At 72.6% G+C, this 21,505-nt stretch carries 21 protein-coding genes and 1 tRNA gene; 6 read left to right on the top strand and 16 right to left on the bottom strand.

Going from position 1 to position 21,505, the window contains the following annotated elements:
- Nucleotides 1-6: 6 nt before the first annotated feature.
- Nucleotides 7-1,275 carry an amidohydrolase family protein gene (locus tag H4687_RS27375; protein WP_050399454.1) on the top strand — a complete coding sequence of 423 codons (1,269 nt, stop codon included), beginning with the start codon at nucleotides 7-9 and terminating at the stop codon, nucleotides 1,273-1,275.
- A 105-nt stretch (nucleotides 1,276-1,380) separates the two neighbouring features.
- Here the strand turns inward: H4687_RS27375 and H4687_RS27370 are convergent, their stop codons facing one another.
- Entirely contained in the window at nucleotides 1,381-2,415 is a 1,035-nt protein-coding gene (locus H4687_RS27370) for a hypothetical protein (protein ID WP_050399453.1), read from the bottom strand.
- A gap of 121 nt (nucleotides 2,416-2,536) precedes the next feature.
- Here H4687_RS27370 and H4687_RS27365 point away from each other — a divergent pair, with 121 nt between their 5' ends.
- Complete coding sequence (locus tag H4687_RS27365; protein ID WP_046918417.1) at nucleotides 2,537-3,193, top strand: SDR family oxidoreductase; 657 nt, start codon at nucleotides 2,537-2,539, stop codon at nucleotides 3,191-3,193.
- A 25-nt stretch (nucleotides 3,194-3,218) separates the two neighbouring features.
- On the opposite strand, the gene H4687_RS27360 is transcribed toward H4687_RS27365, so the two are convergent.
- The gene (locus H4687_RS27360) at nucleotides 3,219-3,425 is read right to left on the bottom strand and encodes a hypothetical protein (protein ID WP_046918418.1); all 207 of its coding nucleotides are present in this window, start codon (nucleotides 3,423-3,425) and stop codon (nucleotides 3,219-3,221) included.
- Between the two features lie 103 nt (nucleotides 3,426-3,528).
- Nucleotides 3,529-3,610 (bottom strand) — tRNA-Tyr (locus tag H4687_RS27355).
- Between the two features lie 165 nt (nucleotides 3,611-3,775).
- On the opposite strand from H4687_RS27355, the gene H4687_RS27350 reads away from it, so the two are divergent.
- On the top strand, nucleotides 3,776-4,264 hold the full coding sequence (locus tag H4687_RS27350; RefSeq protein ID WP_046918419.1) for a YajQ family cyclic di-GMP-binding protein: 489 nt from the start codon (nucleotides 3,776-3,778) through the stop codon (nucleotides 4,262-4,264).
- A 52-nt stretch (nucleotides 4,265-4,316) separates the two neighbouring features.
- Here the strand turns inward: H4687_RS27350 and H4687_RS27345 are convergent, their stop codons facing one another.
- Nucleotides 4,317-4,583 (bottom strand): GlsB/YeaQ/YmgE family stress response membrane protein, encoded by a 267-nt coding sequence (locus tag H4687_RS27345; RefSeq protein ID WP_020113843.1) that lies wholly within the window; start codon nucleotides 4,581-4,583, stop codon nucleotides 4,317-4,319.
- A 150-nt stretch (nucleotides 4,584-4,733) separates the two neighbouring features.
- Here H4687_RS27345 and H4687_RS27340 point away from each other — a divergent pair, with 150 nt between their 5' ends.
- Entirely contained in the window at nucleotides 4,734-5,990 is a 1,257-nt protein-coding gene (locus H4687_RS27340; protein ID WP_050399452.1) for an APC family permease, read from the top strand.
- 20 nt (nucleotides 5,991-6,010) lie between these two features.
- On the opposite strand, the gene H4687_RS27335 is transcribed toward H4687_RS27340, so the two are convergent.
- The 12 genes from H4687_RS27335 to H4687_RS27280 form a co-directional block, all read right to left on the bottom strand.
- Complete coding sequence (locus tag H4687_RS27335; RefSeq protein WP_046917800.1) at nucleotides 6,011-6,409, bottom strand: YccF domain-containing protein; 399 nt, start codon at nucleotides 6,407-6,409, stop codon at nucleotides 6,011-6,013.
- Entirely contained in the window at nucleotides 6,406-7,269 is an 864-nt protein-coding gene (gene htpX, locus H4687_RS27330; RefSeq protein WP_046917799.1) for a zinc metalloprotease HtpX, read from the bottom strand. The genes H4687_RS27335 and htpX overlap by 4 nt, the downstream gene beginning before the upstream one ends.
- A 161-nt stretch (nucleotides 7,270-7,430) precedes the next feature.
- A complete protein-coding gene (locus H4687_RS27325; RefSeq protein WP_179860039.1) occupies nucleotides 7,431-9,011 on the bottom strand; it encodes an NADH-quinone oxidoreductase subunit N in 1,581 nt (526 codons plus the stop codon).
- Nucleotides 9,008-10,591, bottom strand: coding sequence for a complex I subunit 4 family protein (locus H4687_RS27320; protein ID WP_046917797.1), 1,584 nt, complete (start codon nucleotides 10,589-10,591; stop codon nucleotides 9,008-9,010). The genes H4687_RS27325 and H4687_RS27320 overlap by 4 nt, the downstream gene beginning before the upstream one ends.
- Nucleotides 10,592-10,597: 6 nt before the next feature.
- Nucleotides 10,598-12,592 (bottom strand): NADH-quinone oxidoreductase subunit 5 family protein, encoded by a 1,995-nt coding sequence (locus H4687_RS27315; protein WP_046917796.1) that lies wholly within the window; start codon nucleotides 12,590-12,592, stop codon nucleotides 10,598-10,600.
- Entirely contained in the window at nucleotides 12,589-13,008 is a 420-nt protein-coding gene (nuoK, locus tag H4687_RS27310) for an NADH-quinone oxidoreductase subunit NuoK (protein ID WP_046917795.1), read from the bottom strand. The genes H4687_RS27315 and nuoK overlap by 4 nt, the downstream gene beginning before the upstream one ends.
- Nucleotides 13,008-13,682, bottom strand: coding sequence for an NADH-quinone oxidoreductase subunit J family protein (locus tag H4687_RS27305; protein WP_192781827.1), 675 nt, complete (start codon nucleotides 13,680-13,682; stop codon nucleotides 13,008-13,010). Before H4687_RS27305 ends, nuoK begins: the two co-directional genes overlap by 1 nt.
- A 47-nt stretch (nucleotides 13,683-13,729) precedes the next feature.
- The gene (locus H4687_RS27300; RefSeq protein ID WP_046918785.1) at nucleotides 13,730-14,323 is read right to left on the bottom strand and encodes a NuoI/complex I 23 kDa subunit family protein; all 594 of its coding nucleotides are present in this window, start codon (nucleotides 14,321-14,323) and stop codon (nucleotides 13,730-13,732) included.
- Nucleotides 14,324-14,325: 2 nt separating this feature from the next.
- Nucleotides 14,326-15,294, bottom strand: coding sequence for a complex I subunit 1/NuoH family protein (locus H4687_RS27295; RefSeq protein WP_046918786.1), 969 nt, complete (start codon nucleotides 15,292-15,294; stop codon nucleotides 14,326-14,328).
- Entirely contained in the window at nucleotides 15,291-16,898 is a 1,608-nt protein-coding gene (locus H4687_RS27290) for an NADH-quinone oxidoreductase subunit C (protein WP_192781723.1), read from the bottom strand. The genes H4687_RS27295 and H4687_RS27290 overlap by 4 nt, the downstream gene beginning before the upstream one ends.
- Entirely contained in the window at nucleotides 16,895-17,629 is a 735-nt protein-coding gene (locus H4687_RS27285) for an NADH-quinone oxidoreductase subunit B (protein ID WP_046920356.1), read from the bottom strand. The genes H4687_RS27290 and H4687_RS27285 overlap by 4 nt, the downstream gene beginning before the upstream one ends.
- The gene (locus tag H4687_RS27280; RefSeq protein WP_046920355.1) at nucleotides 17,620-18,039 is read right to left on the bottom strand and encodes an NADH-quinone oxidoreductase subunit A; all 420 of its coding nucleotides are present in this window, start codon (nucleotides 18,037-18,039) and stop codon (nucleotides 17,620-17,622) included. The genes H4687_RS27285 and H4687_RS27280 overlap by 10 nt, the downstream gene beginning before the upstream one ends.
- Nucleotides 18,040-18,338: 299 nt before the next feature.
- Here H4687_RS27280 and H4687_RS27275 point away from each other — a divergent pair, with 299 nt between their 5' ends.
- A complete protein-coding gene (locus tag H4687_RS27275) occupies nucleotides 18,339-19,574 on the top strand; it encodes a sensor histidine kinase (protein ID WP_097251346.1) in 1,236 nt (411 codons plus the stop codon).
- 328 nt (nucleotides 19,575-19,902) lie between these two features.
- The gene (locus H4687_RS27270) at nucleotides 19,903-21,237 is read left to right on the top strand and encodes a sensor histidine kinase (protein ID WP_046919889.1); all 1,335 of its coding nucleotides are present in this window, start codon (nucleotides 19,903-19,905) and stop codon (nucleotides 21,235-21,237) included.
- Nucleotides 21,238-21,505: the final 268 nt, after the last annotated feature.

Below are 21,505 nucleotides of genomic sequence, written 5' to 3'. Positions count from 1 at the left end.
AGTGCGATGCCCGACAGCCAGCCGCAGCCGTCCCACTCCTCCTCCGGCCCGCCCTCCGGCCCGGACGAGGCAGGCGCCCTGCTGCTGTGCGGGGCGCGGCTGACCGACGGCCGTGTGGTGGACGTACGGCTGGGCGGCGGGCGCATCGAGGCGGTGGGCACGGCCGGCAGCCTGGGCGCGGGGCCCGCCGCGTCCGGGGCGCCCGCCACCCGGGTGGATCTCGGCGGCCATCTGCTCCTGCCGGCCCCCGCGGAGCCGCACGCCCACGGCGACACGGCCCTGTCGGCCGACTTCGAGGGCCCGGTCCCCTACGACGGCCAGGACGTCCAGCGGCGGGCCACGGAGGCCGCGCTGCTGCAGCTCGGGCACGGCGCCACGGCGGTGCGCTCGCACGTGCATGTCGGCGACGTCCAGGGGCTGGAGGCGCTGGCGGCGGTGCTCCGGGCGGGGCAGGCGCTGCGCGGGCTCGCCGAGCTGACGACGGTGGCGATGCCCCGGGTGCTGACCGGGGTGGCCGGCGCGGACGGGCTCGCGATCCTGCGGGACGCGGTGAAGATGGGCGCCTCGGTGGTCGGCGGCTGTCCGGATCTGGACCCCGACCCCACCGGGTACGTGGAGGCGGTCCTGGAGATCGCCTCCGAGCACGGCTGCCCGGTCGACCTGCACACCGACGGCGACGACCCGGCCCGCCTCGCCCGGCTCGCGGCCATGGCGGGCGGTCTGCGGCCCGGCGTCACCCTGGGCCCGTGCGGCGGGCTCGCCCGGCTTCCCGGCCAGGCCGCCGCCCGCGCCGCCGACCAGCTCGCGGCGGCCGGTGTGACCGTCGTCTGCCTTCCGCAGGGCGGCTGCGGCACCGTGGACGGCCGGAGCACCGCCCCCGTACGGCTCCTGCGGGCGGCCGGGGTGCGGGTCGCGGCGGGCAGCGGGGCACTGCGGGACGTGTCGAACCCCGTCGGGCGCGGGGACCCCCTGGAGGCCGCGTTCCTGCTCGCCTCCCGGTACGGGCTGCGGCCAGCGGAGGCGTACGACGCCGTCAGCGGGGCGGCCCGCGCCGGGCTCGGCCTGCCCGAGGTGCGGGTCGAGGCCGGTTTTCCCGCCGAACTGCTCGCCGTGCGGGGCGCCCGGCTCGCGGGAGTGCTGTCGCTCGCGTACAGCCGCATCGTCGTGCACCGGGGGCGCGTGGTGGCGCGGACCAGCGCGGTACGGGAGTACTGCGGCTCGGTGACGGGCGCGGCGGTGGATCTGCCGCGGCAGGGGCGGGGCGAGCCGTCCTGAGGGCGAGCGTGGCCGCGCGGGGGCGTGCGGGTGGGCGGCGGGGCGGGTACCCGGCGGCGCGGTGCCCGACCGACCGGACGGACGCCCGCCCCGCCGCCGGTGTGATCAGACGCCGAACAGACCGCCGCCGATCGGGTCGCTGAACTCGTCGGACGGGATCTCGGCGGCACCCTTGGGCGCGCTGACGTCACCGGCCTTGCCGAAGGTGAGGACCAGGGAGGCCTTGGCGCCCTCGGGGTCGTCGGCGAGGGCGGCGAGGTCGGTCTCGATCCGGGTCAGGTCACCGTTCTTGAGGGTGAAGTCGACCGCGACGTTCTTGTCCGGGGCGTCCTTCATGTCCTTGGCCGTGGGGAGTTCGGCTCCCGGCGGCAACTCGCCCTCCAGCGGCTGGAGCTTGTCGACGATGCCGGTGAGCAGGTCGCGGAAGTTGGCCTTGGCGGTGACGACCTCGGTGCCGTCCTTGCCGTCCTTGGTCTTGAAGCCGACCTCGCGGGCGACGACACCGCGGACGGCGTCGAGGATCTTCTTCTGGGTCCTGGCGTCGATCTCGTCGGAGCCCTTGGAGCCACCGGCTCCCTCCTCCCCGGCGGCGTCCTGCAGCTCGGCGGTGTTCACCTTCACCCAGTCACCCTCCAGGGCGGGCCGCAAGTGCTGCTCGCTCTCGGGGAGTTCGTCGGCCGTCGGGAAGGGGATGCCCATCGCGTCGCCCATGGCCTTCATGTCGGCGCGGTAGTAGGTGTAGTCGCCGACGACCCGGTACTCGACGAGCACGCCGTCGTCACCGGAGATCTTCATGCCCACTCCGGCGATGTCCTTCTCACCGGACTCGGCCAGCGCCTTCTTCGACCTGACCGACACGTCGACGCGCAGCCCGGTGAAGAACTCCGCCATCTCCGGCGGCACTTCCTCGCCGTCCTCGCCCATCAGCGCGGTGAGGTCGTCCGGGTCGGCGTCGAGCCGCATGCCGAAGGCCAGCGACTTCTGCTCGCCCAGCCGTTCGACGGCGCCGTCGACCTTCTGGCCCGCGGTGAGGTTCTCGACGGTTCCGCACGCGGCCACCGTGACGAGCGCGGCCGCGGCGCAGCCGACGCCGGTGCAGGCGCGGCGTACGACGTTCTTGTGGCGTGTGGCAATACGCATGGCGGTGATGTTTTCCCCCCGTGGTTCCGGCGTCCGCCGACACGGCGAACATGGGTGAGACACCTGGGACGGCGGGATGGTTGCGCGGCAAACGCGTCCGTTCGGGCGTACGGTCGGAGGCATGCGCATTGTCATCGCCGGAGGTCATGGTCAGATCGCGCTGCGGCTGGAGCGACTGCTCGCCGCGCGCGGTCACGAGGTCGCGGGGATCATCCGCCGCGCCGAGCAGGAGGACGATCTGCGCGCGGCCGGTGCCGAACCCGTGCTGTGCGATCTGGAGTCGGCGTCGGTCGAGGAGGTCGCCGCCCATCTGCGGGGCGCGGACGCCGCCGTGTTCGCGGCGGGCGCCGGGCCGGGCAGCGGGGCGGACCGCAAGGACACGGTCGACCGCGGGGCCGCGGTCCTGTTCGCCGATGCCTCGGTGCGCGCGGGCGTGCGCCGCCACCTCGTCGTCTCGTCCATGGGTGCGGACCCGGCGCACGAGGGCGACGAGATCTTCGACGTCTACCTGCGGGCCAAGGGCGAGGCCGACGCGTACGTACGCGGGCAGGAGGCGCTGGACTGGACGATCCTGCGCCCCGGCATGCTGACCGACGACGCCGGCACCGGCCTCGTCCGCCTGGCGGCGTCCACGGGCCGCGGTCCGATCCCCCGCGACGACGTGGCCGCCACCCTCGCCGAACTCCTGGAAACCCCCGCGACCGCCGGTCTGACCCTGGAACTCGTCAGCGGCTCGACGCCCGTGTCCGTGGCCGTGAAGTCGGTGGCGGGCAACTGAGGCACCGACAGGACGTCCCCGCGATTCAGAACAGCGATAGCTGACCGGGGAATTCGGGCACGACGAAGCCGTCGAGCGCGGGCTGGGCCGCCCCGATCCGGGCCGGCCTGCGCGACCCGGGGCACGACACGAGTTCCCCGCTCGCTCCGGGCGGATCGTGCCGCGCGAACCGCCCCGCCACGACGGCGATCTCACGACGGCACTCGGGGCAGTTCCTGCGACGCGATGACATGCGGATCAGTGTGCCTCGCCGCACTGACACCCGAAGAAGCCCTCCGACACACGAAGAAGCCCCTCCGAACTGCTCTCACAGTCCGGAGGGGCTTCCCTCCACGTGGCGGCGCCAGGATTCGAACCTGGGTAGGCATAGCCGACGGATTTACAGTCCGTTCCCATTGGCCACTCGGGCACACCGCCTGGGATGCTGCCCTTCGAACCGCTTTTCGGCGGTGCTCTGTGGCAACGACGTAAACGATACCTGATGCCCGGGGGTGCTCCGCCACCTGATTGATCAGTACTCGCGGTGGCCGGGGTGGCTAGGCTTGTCGCCCCCGATACCCCGATTTCAAGGAGCCACAGGACATGGCCGACTCCAGTTTCGACATCGTCTCGAAGGTCGAGCGGCAGGAGGTCGACAACGCCCTCAACCAGGCCGCCAAGGAGATCTCGCAGCGCTACGACTTCAAGGGCGTCGGCGCCTCGATCTCGTGGTCCGGCGAGAAGATCCTGATGGAGGCGAACTCCGAGGACCGGGTCAAGGCCATCCTCGACGTCTTCCAGTCCAAGCTGATCAAGCGCGGGATCTCCCTGAAGTCGCTGGACGCGGGCGAGCCCCAGCTGTCCGGCAAGGAGTACAAGCTCTTCGCGTCGATCGAGGAGGGCATCTCCCAGGAGAACGCCAAGAAGGTGGCGAAGATCATTCGCGATGAGGGTCCCAAGGGCGTCAAGGCCCAGGTCCAGGGCGACGAGCTGCGCGTCAGCTCCAAGAGCCGGGACGACCTGCAGGCCGTGATCACCCTCCTCAAGGGCCAGGACTTCGACTTCGCGGTGCAGTTCGTCAACTACCGGTGATCGTCCGCACGCGAACCCGGGCCGGACCCGGGTTCGCGTGCGACGGGCGTGCTCAGCGGCGGGAGTGGCCGAACAGGATGCGGTAGGCGATCAGCAGGACGAGGGAACCGCCGATCGCGGCCGCCCAGGTGGCGCCGTCGTAGAAGTTCTCGGAGATCGGGCGGTCCAGCCAGCGGGCGGAGATCCAGCCGCCGATGAAGGCGCCCGCGACGCCGATGAGGGTCGTGCCGATGAAGCCGCCCGGGTCGCGGCCCGGCAGCAGGAGTTTGGCGATGGCGCCGGCCAACAGCCCCAGAACGATCCAGCCGATGATGCTCATGCCGTGAACCTGCCCTTTCGTGCCGTGCCACTGCTCTGATCGTGCCGTGTTTCCCCCCACAGGGGCCAGGCACCGTGTCGTCCTGTCCTGTTGTCCTGGAGGACGCCCCTTCGCCATCCGGTGGTTGCGGTGGTCAGTAGGGTGCGGCGCATGACACAGGCCGGATCGGGCGCCGGGCTGCGCCGCACGCTCGGGGTGAGGGACGCCGTGGCCGTCGGCCTCGGGTCGATGGTCGGCGCCGGGATCTTCGCCGCGCTGGGCCCGGCCGCGCGCGCGGCCGGGTCCGGGCTGCTGCTCGGGCTCGCGCTCGCCGCCGTGGTGGCGTACTGCAACGCGATGTCGTCGGCGCGGCTGGCGGCCCGGTACCCGGCGTCCGGCGGCACGTACGTGTACGGGCGGGAGCGGCTCGGCGCCTTCTGGGGGTATCTGGCCGGCTGGTCGTTCGTCGTCGGCAAGACGGCCTCGTGCGCGGCGATGGCGCTCACCGTGGGGGCGTACGTGTGGCCGGGGCAGGCGCACGCCGTGTCGGTGGCGGCCGTGGTCGCGCTGACGGCGGTGAACTACGGCGGGGTGCAGAAGTCGGCGTGGCTGACGCGCGTGATCGTGGCGGTGGTGCTGGCGGTCCTCGCCGCCGTGGTGGTCGTGTGCCTGGGGTCCGGTGAGGCGGACGCCGGGCGGCTGGGCGGCGGCGCGTCGGGGGGCGTGGGCGGGGTGCTGCAGGCGGCCGGGCTGTTGTTCTTCGCGTTCGCCGGGTACGCCCGGATCGCGACCCTCGGCGAGGAGGTGCGGGACCCGGCGCGCACCATCCCGCGTGCGATCCCGCTCGCGCTGGGCATCGCGCTGGTCGTGTACGCGGCCGTCGCCGTGGCGGTTCTCGCGGTGCTGGGCTCCGGCGGGCTGGGGCGGGCCGCGGCTCCGCTGGCCGAGGCGGTGCGGGCGGCCGGGGTGCCGGGGCTGGTGCCCGTGGTGCGGGTGGGAGCTGCCGTGGCCGCCCTCGGATCGCTGCTCGCGCTCATCCTGGGCGTCTCCCGCACCACCCTCGCCATGGCCCGTGACCGGCATCTGCCGGGCGCCCTGGCCGCCGTGCACCCGCGCTTCCAGGTACCGCACCGGGCGGAACTGGCCGTGGGCGCCGTGGTCGCCGTGCTGGCCGCCACGGTCGACGTGCGGGGTGCGATCGGGTTCTCCTCCTTCGGCGTCCTCGCGTACTACGCGGTCGCCAACGCGTCCGCCTGGACGCTGAGTTCCGCGCCCCTCTCACGCGTGGTGCCGGTGATCGGGCTCGTGGGGTGCGCCGTCCTGGCGTTCGCGCTGCCCGCGTCGTCGGTGGGCACGGGCGCCGCCGTCCTGGGTGTGGGGGCGGCGGCGTACGGCGTACGGCGGTGGTGGGCGGGGCGGAGCGGTTAGCGCGCCCGTGTGCCTGCCGGCTAGAAGCGCTGCTGGGCGAAGGGCTGGTCGGAGCGGACGATCTCGCGGCCCAGGGGCATCAGCGAGACCGGGACGAGCTTGAAGTTGGCGATGCCGAAGGGGATGCCGATGATCGTGACGCAGAGCACGAGGCCCGTGACGATGTGCGTCAGCGCCAGCCACCAGCCCGCCAGGAGCAGCCACAGGACGTTGCCGAGGCAGGAGGGCGCGCCCGCGTCACGGCGCTCGACGGCGCTGTACCCGAAGGGCCACAGGGCGTAGATCCCGATGCGGAACGACGCGATGCCGAACGGGATGCCGATGATCGTGATGCACAGAAGCAATCCTGCGAACAGATAGCCGACGAAGAGCCAGAATCCGCTGAGTATCAGCCAGATGATGTTCAGAATGGTCTTCACTGGGAGCGACCTGCCATCTTCTCGAGTCGGGCGATGCGTTCCGCCATCGGCGGATGTGTCGAGAACATCTTGGAGAATCCCTGGCCCGGCCGGAAGGGGTTCGCGATCATCATGTGGCTCGCGGTCTCGATCCGGGGCTCCGGGGGCAGCGGCAGTTGCTTGGTGCCTGTTTCCAGTTTGCGAAGGGCGCTGGCGAGGGCAAGTGGATCACCGGTGAGGTGGGCGCCGGAGGCGTCGGCCTCGTACTCCCGGGAGCGGCTGATGGCGAGCTGGATGAGGGACGCGGCGAGCGGGCCCAGGATCATGATCAGCAGCATGCCGAGGAGGCCGGGGCCGTCGTCGTCGTCCGAGCGGCCGATGGGGATCAGCCAGGCGAAGTTCACCAGGAACATGATCACGGAGGCGAGGGCGCCGGCGACCGACGAGATGAGGATGTCCCGGTTGTACACATGGCTCAGTTCGTGGCCGATGACGCCGCGCAGCTCGCGCTCGTCGAGCAGGCGCAGGATGCCGTCGGTGCAGCACACCGCCGCGTTGCGCGGGTTCCGGCCGGTCGCGAAGGCGTTCGGGGCGTCCGTCGGGGAGATGTACAGGCGCGGCATGGGCTGTCGGGCCTGCATGGAGAGTTCACGGACCATGCGGTACAGCGCCGGGGCCTCGAACTCGCTGACCGGGCGGGCGCGCATCGCGCGTAGAGCCAGCTTGTCGCTGTTCCAGTACGCGTAGGCGTTCGTGCCGAGGGCGACGACGACCGCGACGATCAGACCCGTACGGCCGAAGAGGCTTCCGATGACGATGATGAGTGCGGACAGTCCCCCGAGGAGTACGGCGGTCCTGAGCCCGTTGTGCCGGCGGTGCACGGTACGCCCTCCAAGTCGTGCGGCAGGGGAACCCTTTGCTTGCTGTCGCTGTTGACTCCACCTCTCAGTGGACCCTCCCGTACTGGTCAACGCGAGGCGGAAGGCACTAGTTCCCTTGTGCGCGCGGCCCGGCCGCTGGGCCGTCCGGGTGGGCGGGGCGGCTAGAAGAGACCGATGCCGGCGAAGCGCAGGACGAGCTGGGGCGCGCCGGACAGCGCGATGCCGACGATTCCGGTGAGGGCGAGGGCGGCGGTCAGGGGCGCCGGGACGCGGTGCGGGAGGGGTGCGCCGGCCGTCGAGCCCGCGGTCTCGTCCGCGCGCGTGCGGAACAGCAGCGCCGTCCACCGGAGGTAGTAGAAGAGGGCGATCACCACGTTGACGGCCATCACCACGGCGAGCCAGCCGAGGCCCGCGTCGACGGCCGCCGAGAAGACGGTGACCTTGGCGAACAGGCCGATGACGCCCGGCGGCAGGCCCGCGAGGCAGAGCAGGAAGAAGGCCAGGAGCAGGGCGGGCAGGGGGCGGGACGCGTAGAGGCCCCGGTAGTCGCTGACGCGGTTCAGGGTCTTCGTACGGCCGACCAGGGCGGCCACGGCGAAGGCGCCCAGGTTCACCACCGCGTACATCAGGGCGTACGCGACCGTCGAGCCGACGGCCTTCTGCGCGTCGTCGGTGCTGTCCGCGTACGCGGCGGCCGCGATCGGGACGAGGAGGTAGCCGGCCTGGCCGACGGAGGACCAGGCGAGCAGCCGGACCGCGCTGTACGCGCGCGTGGAGCGCTGTCCGAGCGCGCCGAGGTTGCCGACGGTCATGGTGAGGGCGGCCAGGGCGACGACGGCGGGGCCCCAGACGTCGGCGTACGACGGGAGGGCGACGACCGTGATCAGGATGAGCCCGGAGAAGCCGACCGCCTTGCCGACGACGGACAGGTAGGCCGCCACCGGCAGGGGGGCGCCGACGTAGGTGTCGGGGACCCAGAAGTGGAAGGGGACGGCGGCGGTCTTGAAGGCGAAGCCGATGAGGGTGAGGACGACGCCGGCCTGGGTGATGGTGTGCAGCTGGGCGTCGACGTTCTGGATGCGGTCGGCGATCTCGGTGAGGTACAGGGTGCCGGTCGTGGCGTAGACGAAGCTGATGCCGAGCAGGCTGACGGCGGTGGCGGTGACGGACGACAGGAAGAACTTCAGGGCGGCCTCGGAGGAACGCCTGTCGCCGAGCCGGATGCCGACGAGCGCGAAGGCGGGCAGCGAGGCGACCTCCAGGGCGACGACGAGCGTGGCGAGGTCGCGGGAGGCGGGCAGGAGCGCGGCGCCCGCGGCGGACGACAGCAGCAGGAACCAGAACTCCCCGGCGGGCAGGGCCTTCTCGTCGTCGTTCAGGGCCGTCAGCGACAGCAGGGCGGTGAGGAGCGCGCCGCCGAGCACGAGGAACTGGACGACGAGGGTGAAGCGGTCCGCGGAGTAGCTGCACACGTCCGGGGCGCCGGTCAGGCAGAAGGTGGCGCGGTCGCCGTCCAGGAGGGGCAGCAGGGCCAGCAGGGAGGCCGTGAGGCCCGCGACGGAGGTCCAGCCGAGCGCCGCCTTCCTGGTGTCGCCCACGAACAGGTCGGCGACGAGCACGGCGAGGCCGACGACCGCGGCGATCGTGGGCGGCGCGATCGCGAGCCAGTCGACGGACTGGACGACGGACTCGGCCAGGGTCTGTGCCTGGGCCGGGACCGGCGGCTGGGCCAAGGGGCTCAACGGGTGCCTCCTGCGAGGAGCTGCTGCACGGCCGGGTCGGTCAGACCGAGGAGGGCCGCGGGCCAGAGGCCGGCGAGGACGGTGAGGGCGACGAGCGGGGTCCAGGCCGCGAACTCGTACGTCTGTACGTCCGCGAGCCGTGGCCCGTCCTGCGGGTCCTGCGGCACGGCACCCATGCAGACGCGACGGACCACGATCAGCAGGTACGCGGCGGTGAGGAGCGTGCCGAACGCGGCGATCGTCATGAAAGTGAGGAAGGCCGGGCGGCTGAGGCCCTCGGCGGGCTCGAACGCGCCGAACAGCGCCAGCATCTCGCCCCAGAACCCGGCGAGTCCGGGGAGGCCCAGGGAGGCGACGGCTGCGAAGGCGAGCAGGCCGCCGAGGCGCGGCGCCCTGCCGTAGAGGGCGGCGCCGGTCTCCCGCGCGAGGGTGTCGAGGTCGGTGGTGCCGGTGCGGTCCTTGAGGGCGCCGACCAGGAAGAACAGCAGGCCGGTGATGAGGCCGTGGGCGATGTTGGCGAACAGCGCGCCGTTCACGCCGGTCGGGGTCATCGTGGCGATGCCGAGGAGCACGAAGCCCATGTGGCCGACGGAGGAGTACGCGATGAGGCGCTTGAGGTCGCCCTTCGCGCCCTGCCTGGCGAGGGCGAGGCAGGCGAGCGAGCCGTAGATGATGCCGACGACCGCGAAGGCGGCGAGGTAGGGCGCGAAGGTGCGGAACCCGTCCGGGGTGATCGGCAGCAGGATGCGTACGAACCCGTACGTGCCCATCTTCAGCAGGACGCCGGCCAGGAGGACCGAGCCGACCGTCGGGGCGGCGGTGTGGGCGTCCGGCAGCCAGCTGTGCAACGGCCACATCGGGGTCTTGACGGCGAGCCCGATCCCGATGGACAAGGCGGCGACGACCTGCACGGATGTGGTCAGTTCGGGGTGATTGTCAGTGGTGAGTGCCACGATGTCGAAGGTGCCCGCCCTGAGTCCGATCAGGAGCAGGCCCAGCAGCATGACCACGGAACCGAGCAGGGTGTAGAGGATGAACTTCCAAGCGGCTCGTGTGCGTTGCTCACCGCCCCAGCGGGCGATGAGGAAGTACATCGGGATGAGCACCATCTCGAACGCGAGGAAGAACAGCAGCAGATCGAGGACGGCGAAGGTCGCGAGGGTGCCGGACTCCAGGACGAGCACCAGCGCGACGAAGGCCTTCGGGGAGGGGCCCGCGGGCATCTTGGAGGAGGAGTAGAGCGCGCAGAGGAAGGTCAGCAGCGCGGTCAGGACCAGAAGGGGGAGGGAGATGCCGTCGATGCCGAGGTGGATGCGCACGTCGAGTGCCGGGATCCAGCTGATGTCCGTACTGGCCTGCATCCTCGACGGCTGGTCGTGGTCGAAGCCGAGCGCGAGGACGATCGCGGCGATGAGGACCGCGCCGGTCACCACGGTCCCGTGGCGGAGCACGGCCTGCTCGGGCGACGTCCCCTTCAGCCCGGGCGGGGCCGGCAGGAGAGCGGCGGCGGCACCGATGAGCGGGCCGACGACGATCAACGCCAGAAGGACCTGCATCACGGACTCGTTGATATCGATCACGCCTGCTCACGCTCCCGTGGCGACGACGAGGGCGGCGACCACCAGGACGACGGTGCCGGCGAGCAGCGCGCTCACGTAGGTCTGGATGTTGCCGGTCTGCGCCCGGCGTACGGCCGCGCCCAGCAGGCGGGGCAGGGCGCCCGCGCCGTTGACGTAGGTGTCGACGACCTCGCGGTCGAGGAACCGGACGAGACGTGCACCGGCCTGGACCGGGCGGACGAAGAGAACCGCGTACACGGCGTCGAGGTGGAAGCCGGCGGCGGCGTGGCGGTGCAGCGGGCCGAGCAGGCGGCGGCCCGGGTCCGCCGGGTCGGGCGCCGAGGCCACGTCCCCGTAGGCCGGGGTGTGGCCGGCGATGGCCTCCGCCTCGACCGTGCCGGCGTCCGCGTCCGGATGGGCCGCGACGGCGCCCAGGGGGACACGGGCGGCCTCGGCCCTGGTGGAGCGCCAGGCCGCGTACGTCACCAGGGCGCCGATCAGGGCGGCGCCCGTGCCGAGGACGGACGTGGTCAGGGTGGGGGCCAGGCCGTCGCCGTCGAACCAGTCGGGGAGCCTGCCGTAGGCGAACCCGCCGAGGGCGAGGGAGGGGACGGCGAGCACCCACAGCACGACGGTCATCGTGCGGGGCTGCCGGCCGTGGTCGGGCGCTTCGGTGCCCTTGCCGTGGAAGGCGAGCAGCCACAGACGGGTCGCGTACGCGGCGGTCAGCAGGGCCGTGGCGACACCGGCGACCAGGACCGTCCAGCCGGCGGCGCCGGGGACGGGCTGGGCGTGGCCGCCGGCGGCGTGCTCGGCGGCTCCGAGGACGGACTCCTTGGAGAAGAAGCCGCTGAAGGGCGGGATCGCGGCGAGGGCGAGCAGCGCCACGGTCATCGTCCAGAAGGCGTCGGGGACGCGGGCCGGCAGGTGGCTCATGCGGGACATGGCGGCCAGGGAGTTGGTGCCGGCGGCGTGGATGATCACGCCGGCCGCGAGGAACAGCAGCGCCTTGAAGGCGCCGTGGGAGATGAGGTGGAAGACGGCGGCACCCCGGTCGCCGACGGCGAGGGCGCCGGTCATGTAGCCGAGCTGGCCCATCGTCGAGTAGGCGAGGACGCGCTTGATGTCGTCCTGGGCGAGTGCGGCGAGGGCAGAGCCGGTCATGGTCACCGCGGCCATGACGGCGAGGACGAGCAGGGCCGCCGAGGAGGCGGCGAAGACCGGCAGGAGGCGGGCGACGAAGTAGACACCGGCGGCGACCATCGTCGCGGCGTGGATCAGCGCGGAGACGGGCGTCGGGCCCGCCATCGCGTCGGGGAGCCAGGTGTGCAGCGGGAACTGGGCCGACTTGCCCGCGACACCGGCGAGGAGCAGGAGGGCGATCAGCGTCGGGTGGTCGAGGCCGCCTTCGGCGACGGTGGCCAGGATCCGGGTGATGCGGAAGGAGCCGGCGTCGGTGGCGAGGGCGAACAGACCGATCAGGAAGGGGACGTCGCCGAGCTTGGTGACCAGGAAGGCCTTGAGGGAGGCGGCGCGGGCCTCCGGGGTCTCCCAGTAGTGGCCGACCAGGAAGTACGAGCAGATGCCCATGATCTCCCAGCCGACCAGGAGCACCATCAGGTCGCCGGAGTAGACGACGAGGAGCATGGCGGAGGTGAAGAGGGAAACGAGAGCGGCGTAGGAGGGGTAGCGCGGGTCGTCGCGGAGATAGCCCGTGGAGTAGATCTGCACACAGGTCGCGACCAGGCCCACCAGGACGGCGACCAGGGCGGCGAAGCCGTCGATGTACAGGGCGAGTTCGACGGGGACCGAACCGGTGGGGGTGAGCTGGGTGGCCGCGTCGACCGCGGCGTCGCCGCCCTGGCGTACGGCGACCAGCACGGCGAGGGCGAAGGCCGTGAGGGTGGGCAGGACGGCGAGGGGGCGGACGAAGCCGGGGGCGGTGCGGCCGAGGAGGAGGCCGGTCGCGGCGCCGAGGAACGGGAGGAGGGGGACGAGGACGGCGAGGGTGGTCGTGGTCACGGGGTGGCCTCAGCCTTCTCGCTCCGCTCGGGGCCGCCGGGCTGACCGGGCCGGCGGGATTCCCGGGCGGGGTCGTCGGGGTCGTCGGAGTCCGTGGGGGGCTCGGCGGTGTCGCGGAGCTTGTCGATGTCGGCGGTGCCCCGGTTGCGGTGGACGGCGAGGACGATCGCCAGGCCGATGCCGATCTCGGCGGCGGCGATGGTGATCGTGAACAGGGTCAGGGCCTGGCCGGAGTGCAGGGTCTCCTCGGCGGCCCTGCTCAGCCAGACGTCGAAGGCGACGAGGTTGAGGTTGACGGCGTTGAGCATCAGCTCGACGGACATCAGGACGAGGATCGCGTTGCGGCGGGCGAGGACGCCGTAGAGGCCCGTGCAGAAGAGGAGGGCGGAGAGTACGGCGGGGTAGGCGAGGTGCATCAGCGGACGCCTCCGTTGCCGGTGGGGGTACTGGTGCCGGTGGGGGTGCCGGTGCCCTTGCCTGTTCCGTTGCCGGTGCCGTCGGCGTTGCGGGGGCGAGGGGTGCGGGCCGGGGTCGGGGGGTCCTGCTTCGCCTTGCGGGAGAGGACGATCGCGCCGACCAGGGCGGCGAGCAGGAGGACGGAGAGGGCCTCGAAGGGGAGGACCCAGTGCTGGAAGAGGCTCTCGCCGGTGGCCTCGGTGGAGCCGGCGGCGGGGCCGTCGAGGTCGATCCAGGTGGTCCGGAAGGCGTCGACGACGACCCAGACGAGGGCGGCGGCCGAGGCGAGGGCCACGGTGAGGGCGGCCCAGCGGTTGCCGGAGTCGGCGTCCGGGGAGCGGCCGATCGGGGCCTTGGTGAGCATCAGACCGAAGAGGAGGAGCACGACGACGGAACCGACGTAGATGAGGACCTGCACCCAGGCGATGAACTCGGCGGTGAGCAGGAGGTACTCGACGGCGAGCCCGCCGAGGGCCACCACCAGCCACAGGGCGGCGTGCACGAGCTGCCGGGTGGTGACGGTGACGAGCGCGGCGCCGAAGGTGACCAGACCGACGAGGAGGAAGGCGATCTCGACCCCGGTCGGGGAGAGGAAGCCGCGGGTCTCGACGGCGGTCAGGGTGGTGGAGGCCAGGGCGGGGTGCGTCGTGGTGACGGCGGCGGCCGAGGCTGCGGCGAGGCTCACGCGTCTCCCCCTGCGGTCGGCGATTCGGGGTTCTCGGTCTGCGCGGCTCGGCCCGTCTCGGTGGCCTGGGCGGTGGCCAGTTTTTCGGCGGTCTTGCGGGCTGCGGCCAGTTCCTTGGGTTCCTCGGCCGAGGGGTCGAGGGGCGGTGGGGAGGGGACGGTCCACATCCACTCGCGGAGCTTGTCGCGCTCGTGCGTGAGTTCGTGGATGTCGGTCTCGGCGTACTCGAACTCCGGTGACCAGAAGAGGGCGTCGAAGGGGCAGACCTCGATGCAGATACCGCAGTACATGCAGAGGGAGAAGTCGATGGCGAAGCGGTCGAGGACGTTGCGGCTGCGTTCGCGGCCGCCGGGGGCGGCGGGCGGGACCGTCTCCTTGTGGGAGTCGATGTAGATGCACCAGTCCGGGCACTCGCGGGCGCACAGCATGCAGACCGTGCAGTTCTCCTCGAAGAGCCCGATGACGCCGCGGGTGCGGGGCGGGAGTTCGGGCTGGACGTCCGGGTACTGCTCGGTGACGGTCTTCCTCGTCATCGTGCGGAGGGTGACGGCCAGGCCCTTCGCGAGGCCACTACCGGGGATGGGGGCCATGGCTACTGGATCACCACCTTGACGACGCCGGTGAGGGCGATCTGGGCGAGGGAGAGGGGGACGAGAAGGGTCCAGGAGAGTTTCTGGAGCTGGTCCTCGCGCAGCCGGGGGTAGGTCACGCGGAGCCAGATGACGACGAAGGCGAGGACGGCGGTCTTCAGGAGGGTCCAGACCCAGCCGAGGCCGTCGGCGCCCCAGGGGCCGTGCCAGCCGCCGAGGAAGAGGACGGTGGTCAGGCCGCACAGGACGACGATGCCGGCGTACTCGGCGAGGAGGAACAGGGCGAAGCGGAGGCCGGTGTACTCGGTGTAGGCGCCGAAGATGATCTCCGAGTCGGCGACGGGCATGTCGAAGGGCGGGCGCTGGAGTTCGGCGAGACCGGCGACGAAGAAGACGATCGCGCCGACGATCTGCCAGGGGAGCCACCACCATTCGAAGGCGTCGAGGATGCCGACGAGGGAGACCGTGCCGGCCGCCATCGCCACGGAGGCGGCGGTGAGCAGCATCGGGAGTTCGTACGCGAGGAGCTGGGCGGCGGTGCGGAGGCCGCCGAGGAGGGAGAACTTGTTGGCGGAGGCCCAGCCGGCCATGAGGGAGCCGAGGACGCCGACGCCCATCACCGCGAGGACGAAGAAGACACCGGCGTCGATGACCTCGCCGACGGCGCCCTCGCCGGGGCCGATCGGGATGGCGAGGAGGACGAGGAGGTACGGGAGGAGGGCCACGGCGGGGGCGAGCTGGAAGACGCGGCGGTCGGCGCCGGCCGGCACGATGTCTTCCTTCTGGGCGAACTTGACTCCGTCCGCGACGAGTTGGGCCCAGCCGTGGAAGCCGCCGGCGTACATGGGGCCGAGGCGGCCCTGCATGTGGGCCATCACCTTGTGCTCGGTCTGACCGATGATCAGGGGGAAGGTGAGGAAGACGACGAAGACGATGAGGAGTCGCAGGGCGACGTCCGATGCGTCGTTCACTGCGAGCCTCCCGTGGGGTGTTCGGGGTCAGGGGTGTCGCGGGGGGTGACTTCGGTGGGGGTGCCGTCGTCCTCGGGTGCGTCGTCGTCCGGGGGTGTGCCGGGCGGCTCGGCGTGCGGGGCGGGCTCGGGCTGCGGGGCGGGCTCGGCGTGCGGGGCGGGCTCGGCGTGCGGGGCGGGCTCGGCGTGCGGGGCGGGCTCGGGCTGCGGGGCGGGCTCGGCGTGCGGGGCGGGCTCGGCGTGCGGGGCGGGCTCGGGCTGCGGGGCGGGCTCGGCGTGCGGGGCGGGCTCGGCGTGCGGGGCGGGCTCGGGCTGCGGGGTGTCGGATTCGCGCTCGGGCTTGGGCTCCGGCTCCGGCTTCGCCTCCGGCTCGTCGAAAGCCGGGCGGGCGTGGTGCCAAGGGGCGTCCGTGCTGCGGGGGGCGGGCCGGGTGGGGCCCGGCTGCGGCGAGGGCTCGGCGGTGCCGGGGGTGTCGTCCGGGGCCGCGTCGCGCTGACTCGCCGAGCCTCCTGACGCGCTGCGGGCGCGGCGCGGTCCGGCGGGAGACGTCGGCTCGACGGGAGACGTCGGCTCGACGGGGGCGGTCGCGAGGCCGGAGGGGCGCTGCGGATCGGAGGCGGCCCGGCTCTCAGGTGTGGCCGACTCCTGCGAGGCGGGCCGGCTCTGCGGCTGGGTGCGCTGCGTGGCTGACCCCTCGCTCGCGCTCCGGGCGCGGCGCGGGGCCGTGGGACTGCCGCTCGCGTCCGGCGCCGGATCGGCAGGCGTCTGACCGGCGGACGTCTGACCGGCGGACGTCTGACCGGCGGACGTCTGACCGGCGGGCGTCTGGCCGGCGGGCGTCTGGCTCGCCGAACCCTCCGCTGTCGTGCGGGCGCGGCGCGGCACCGTGGCGCCGGCGCCCGCGTCCGGTGCCGGGCCGGGAGTCGGCCGGTCGGCTGCGGCCTCGGTCGCGGTGCGGGTGCGACGGGGTGGGCGGTCGCCGGCTGCTCGCGGGGCCGCACCTCGGGTCGGGCGGGTCGGGGCCGGGGGCAGTTGGCCCTTGAGGGGCCCCCATTCGTTGGGGTCGGGCACGCCGGGGGGAAGCATCTGGCGGCGCTTGGGGCCGCCGTGCGCCGCGCCCGCCGCAGGCTCCCCGGGCTCCTTGGCCCCGGGCCAGGCCTTGGCCACGCGGGCGGCGAGGACGAAGTCCTTGCGGAGGGGGTGGCCCTCGAAGTTCTCCGGGAGGAGGAGGTGGTCCAGGGCGGGGTGGCCCTCGAAGCGGACGCCGAACATTTCGTGGGTCTCGCGTTCGTGCCAGGCCGCGCCGGCGTAGACGTCGACGGCGGTCGGCAGGACCGGGGACTCGTGGGGGACCGTCGTGCGCAGGAGCAAGCGGCGGACCGGGGCCAGGGCCACCACGTGCGCCGCCACGCGGAAGCCGGTGCCCGGCTCGTCGACCGCGCTCAGCCAGTCGAAATAGGTGCAGCCCAGGGTGGAGCGGGCCGTGCGCAGCGCCTCGGTCCAGGATGCGGGCGGGACGTCCACGGTGAGGACGTCGTACGACTCCTCGGCCGTGGCCTCCGGGCCGAAGAGTTCCTCGGCGGGGGCGGGCAGCCAGCCGGTCACTTGTCTCCCACTTCCACTCCGGTGGCGCCGCCGGGAGCCGTTCCGGTGTCGGTCGCGGCGGCGGGCGGCTTCACCAGGCCGCTCTGCAGGGCCGCCGTGGAGGGGCGGGACCCCGCCGCCGGGCCGGTCGTCGTGCCGGGGCCGCCGCCGTGGCCGTACCGCTCCCCGAGGGACTCCCGGGCGATCTTCTCCTGGAGTTTCAGGATGCCCTGGAGCAGCGCCTCGGGGCGGGGCGGGCAGCCGGGGACGTAGACGTCGACGGGGATGATCTGGTCGACGCCCTTGGTGACGGAGTAGGAGTCCCAGTAGGGGCCGCCGCAGTTGCTGCACGCGCCGAAGGAGATGACGTACTTCGGCTCCGGCATCTGCTCGTACAGGCGCTTCACCGCCGGGGCCATCTTGTCCGTGACCGTGCCCGAGACCACCATCAGGTCGGCCTGGCGCGGGCCCGGCGCGAACGGGATCACGCCGAGACGGATGAAGTCGTGGCGGGCCATGGAGGCGGCGATGAACTCGATCGCGCAGCAGGCGAGGCCGAAGTTGAAGACCCAGAGGGAGTAGCGGCGGCCCCAGTTGAGGATCACCTTCATCGGCTCCGGGGCGAGACGGGCGAGGGCGCCCAGCCGCTTCGGCTCCGGGAGGAGGACGGGCCCCGGGGTGTCCAGCGGCTCCGACGCGTCCGGCTGGGGCAGGTGCGTGTGCCGCGCGTTCGTTTCTGGGGTCACGTCCATGCCAGGACGCCCTTCTTGTATGCGTAGAGCAGGCCCACGGCGAGGAAACCGAGGAAGACGAACATCTCGACGAGGGTCGTCGCGCCGTAGCCGGGGTCCGCGAAGACCGTCGCCCAGGGGAAGAGGAAGATCGAGTCGATGGCGAAGATGACGTAGAGGAAGGCGTAGACGTAGTAGCGGACCTGGGTGTGGGCCCAGCCCTCGCCGACGGGGTCGACGCCGCACTCGTACGTCAGGAGCTTCTCCCGGGTGGGTACCTCCGGCCGCAGCAGGCGTCCCGCGCCGAAGGCGACGGCGACGAAGAGCACGCCCACGGCGGCGAGCAGCCCGACCACCGAGTAGGACTGGAAGTAGTCCGCCGCTACGGCGACGGTCGGCTGCGCCGCTACGGCGACGGTCGGTTCCGGCACGTCCGTCCCTCGCTCCCCTGGCCAGGCGATTCGTACGTACGTGATGCGGACGCCGTACGTACTTCGCTGTTCGACGATCTGTACGCACGGGAGTCTAGGCCCTGCTAAAGAGACCGTAAGCAGCCCGTCACAGGTCGGCACCCCCGAGCGCGGTCCGGCCCGGGTGGGACGGGGCGGTGCGCGGCGAGGGGAGAGAGGGCGACATGGGGCAGGACGGGGTGGGGTGGGGTTTTCCCCAGGGCGGCCGGGGCGGTCCGCCTCATGGCGCGGGGCCGACGCGGGCGGGCAGGGTGGTGGGCATGACCGCATCCCCATCCTCCGGCTCCGGGCGGCCGTACGGTCGTCCGCTGCCCTCCAGTCAGACGCCGTCCGAGCCGCTGCCGCCGGCGCAGTTCGCCTTCGGGGCGCAGACGTGGCGGGAGATCGCGCATCTGCTGGCGAACCTGCCATTCGCGCTGCTCGGGTTCGTGTACGTGACGACGGTGCTGTTCACCAGTGCCTTCCTGACGTTGACCGTGATCGGTTTTCCGCTGCTGGCCGCCGCGTTGATGGGGGCCCGGCAGCTGGGGAGGCTGGAGCGGATGCGGGCGCGGGCGCTGCTGCGGGTGGGGGTGGACGAGCCGAGTCCGCTGCCGTTCCGGGGCAGCGGGCGGCGGGCGGACGAGGGGTTCTTCGCGCAGGTGTGGATGAGCGTGAAGGATCCCGTCGGCTGGCGTTCGATGCTGTACGAGCTGATCCGGATGCCGTGGGCCGTGACGACGTTCGTCATCACCCTCACGGGGCTGTTCGTGGCGTGGCCGGTGCTGCCGTACATCGTGCGGGGGCTGACGAACGTGGACCGGGTGATGGTGCGGTCGCTGCTGTCGCCGTCCGACGAGCTGGAGCGGCGGATCGCGGAGCTGGAGTCCGACCGGGGGGTCGTGGTCGACACGGCCGCGGCCGACATGCGGCGGATCGAGCGGGACCTGCACGACGGGGCGCAGGCGCGGCTGGTGAATCTGGCGATGGGGCTCGGGCTCGCCAAGGAGAAGCTGCTGGAGGACCCCGACGCGGCCGCCACGATGGTGGAGGAGGCGCATGGCGAGGTGAAGCTGGCGTTGCAGGAGCTGCGGGATCTGGCGCGGGGGATTCATCCTGCGGTGCTGACGGACCGGGGGCTGGACGCGGCGCTGTCGTCGGTCGCCTCGCGGTGTGCCGCGCCGGTGAAGGTGAGCGTCGATCTGCCCGCGCGGCCTGCCGCCGCGATCGAGGGGATCGCGTACTTCACCGTGTCCGAGTTGCTGCAGAACATCAGTAAGCACAGTGGGGCGAGAGCTGCCTCGGTGGATGTGTGGCGGTCCGACGAACGGCTGTTGATCCAGGTGTGGGACGACGGGTGTGGGGGTGCGCGGCTTGATGGGGGCAGTGGGATCGCCGGGCTGGCGGAGCGGATCGACGCGGTTGATGGGGTGTTCGTGATCGAGTCACCGGTGGGGGGGCCTACGACGGTGACGGCGGAGTTGCCTTGGCGTGGGCGGGGTGCCGTCGGCGGTTAGCGGGGGGGTATGTGGTCGGGGGCCGGGGGTGTGGGGGTGTTCGCGCAGTTCCCCGTGCCCCCAAAAAAGCACGCCACCTCGCCGTCGCGGTTCCTGTGCGTGCGCGGGCGGGCGGGCGGGCGGGCGGTGGAGCGTGGCGGTGATCGCGCAGTTCCCCGCGCCCCCAAAAAGCACGCCTCCGCGCGCCGTGGCGGGTCGGGTGGTTGGGCGGGGTGGGGAAAACCCCCCTGTCGAGACGGTGACTCGCTCCATGGTGTGGGAGGTGTGGGGCGAGCAGGGTGGGTGTACGACATCGGGAGTGCGGGATCAGTGAAGGCGGGCGACGGTGATGGCCACGGAGTACGGGGACGGGTACGGGAGTTGGGGCGGCGAGGAGCGGCGGCACCGGATGCCGGCCGGGCTGCGGGCGCCGATCGAGGCGCGCAGCTGGCGGGAGTTCGGGTACGTGCTGCTGGGGCTGCCCGTCGGCATCCTGCTGTTCACGTACGCCGTGACGATGGTGTCGGTCGGCGCGGGGCTGCTGATCACGTTCCTCGGGGTCCCGGTGCTGGCGGCGGGGCTGGCCGGGTGCCGGGGGTTCGGCGCGCTGGAGCGGGCGCGGGCGCGGGCGCTGCTCGGGGTGGAGGTGTCCGCGCCGGAGCCGTTGCGGCCCAAGGGGCGCGGGGCGATGGCGTGGATGGGCGCCGTGCTGCGCAGCGGGTCGTCGTGGCGGCAGCTGTTGTACGCGGTGATCCAGTTCCCGTGGTCGGTGTTCTCCTTCGTGGTGGCGGTGACCTTCTGGACGTACGGGTGGGCGCTGCTGACGTACCCCCTGTGGTTCTGGGTGTTCCCCGTGTGGGCCGGGCAGGACGGGTTGCAGCTGTACGGGGACGAGACGCACTCCGTGTATCTCGACAACCCGTTCGAGGTGACCGTGACCGCGCTGGTCGGACTGCTCTTCACGATGGCCTCGCCGTGGATCGTGCGCGGGCTGACGACGGTCGACCGGGTGATGGTGGGCGCGCTGCTCGGGCCGTCGCGGCTGGGCGCGCGGGTCGTGGAGCTGGAGTCGGACCGGGGCGTCGTCGTCGACACGGCCGCCGCTGACCTGCGGCGGATCGAGCGGGATCTGCACGACGGGGCGCAGGCCCGGCTGGTCGCGCTGGCCATGGACCTGGGACTGGCGAAGGAGAAGCTGGCCGAGGACCCCCGCGCGGCGGCGGTGATGGTGGACTCGGCGCACGGTGAGGTGAAGACGGCGCTCCAGGAGCTGCGGGATCTCGCGCGAGGCATCCATCCGGCCGTGCTGACCGACCGGGGGCTCGACGCGGCGCTGTCGTCGGTCGCCTCCCGGTGTGCGGTGCCGGTGGAGGTGGACGTGGACCTCCCGGCACGGCCGGTGCCGGCGATCGAGGGCATCGCGTACTTCACCGTCTCCGAGCTGCTGCAGAACGTCAGCAAGCACGCGGGGGCCTCGCGGGCGACCGTGGATGTGTGGAAGGTCGAGAACCGGCTGATGCTCCAGGTCGCCGACGACGGCGTGGGCGGCGCCGACACCGGGCGCGGCTCCGGCCTGGCGGGGCTCGCCGAGCGGATCGGGGCGGTCGACGGCATCCTGGTCGTCGACTCCCCCGCCGGCGGCCCGACCCGGGTGACGGCGGAGCTGCCCTGGCGAACGGTCTGACGCGGGTATCCCACAACGGGATCCCACAACGGGGATCTGACGGCGGGGATCTGACGGCGGGTCTCGACCGGCGCGTCCAAGGGGTTCGCCCTTGGACGCGCTTCCGTGCTGCCCCCTCCCCCCCCTCACCCCCTCCTCCTCCCCACCTCCCCCACCCCCTCCTCCAGCGCCGACTGAACCCCCGGCGCGCAGGCCGACCGCGCCATTCGGCCAGTTCGTCGGCCGTTCCTGTCCTGAATTCCTCGTCTGCGCGGTGCCCGGCGGTTCC

It is taken from the genome of Streptomyces stelliscabiei (assembly GCF_014873495.1).
Classification (GTDB): Bacteria; Actinomycetota; Actinomycetes; order Streptomycetales; family Streptomycetaceae; genus Streptomyces; species Streptomyces bottropensis.
This window is presented reverse-complemented; position numbering and strand designations above follow the sequence as displayed.

Coding starts and splice junctions, on each gene's coding strand:
- H4687_RS27375 (WP_050399454.1), top strand. CDS start 7: ATGCCCGACAGCCAGCCGCAGCCGTCCCACTCCTCCTCCGGCCCGCCC.
- H4687_RS27370 (WP_050399453.1), bottom strand. CDS start 2,415: ATGCGTATTGCCACACGCCACAAGAACGTCGTACGCCGCGCCTGCACC.
- H4687_RS27365 (WP_046918417.1), top strand. CDS start 2,537: ATGCGCATTGTCATCGCCGGAGGTCATGGTCAGATCGCGCTGCGGCTG.
- H4687_RS27360 (WP_046918418.1), bottom strand. CDS start 3,425: ATGTCATCGCGTCGCAGGAACTGCCCCGAGTGCCGTCGTGAGATCGCC.
- H4687_RS27350 (WP_046918419.1), top strand. CDS start 3,776: ATGGCCGACTCCAGTTTCGACATCGTCTCGAAGGTCGAGCGGCAGGAG.
- H4687_RS27345 (WP_020113843.1), bottom strand. CDS start 4,583: ATGAGCATCATCGGCTGGATCGTTCTGGGGCTGTTGGCCGGCGCCATC.
- H4687_RS27340 (WP_050399452.1), top strand. CDS start 4,734: ATGACACAGGCCGGATCGGGCGCCGGGCTGCGCCGCACGCTCGGGGTG.
- nuoK (WP_046917795.1), bottom strand. CDS start 13,008: ATGCACCTCGCCTACCCCGCCGTACTCTCCGCCCTCCTCTTCTGCACG.
- H4687_RS27300 (WP_046918785.1), bottom strand. CDS start 14,323: ATGGCCCCCATCCCCGGTAGTGGCCTCGCGAAGGGCCTGGCCGTCACC.
- H4687_RS27285 (WP_046920356.1), bottom strand. CDS start 17,629: ATGGACGTGACCCCAGAAACGAACGCGCGGCACACGCACCTGCCCCAG.
- H4687_RS27275 (WP_097251346.1), top strand. CDS start 18,339: ATGACCGCATCCCCATCCTCCGGCTCCGGGCGGCCGTACGGTCGTCCG.
- H4687_RS27270 (WP_046919889.1), top strand. CDS start 19,903: ATGGCCACGGAGTACGGGGACGGGTACGGGAGTTGGGGCGGCGAGGAG.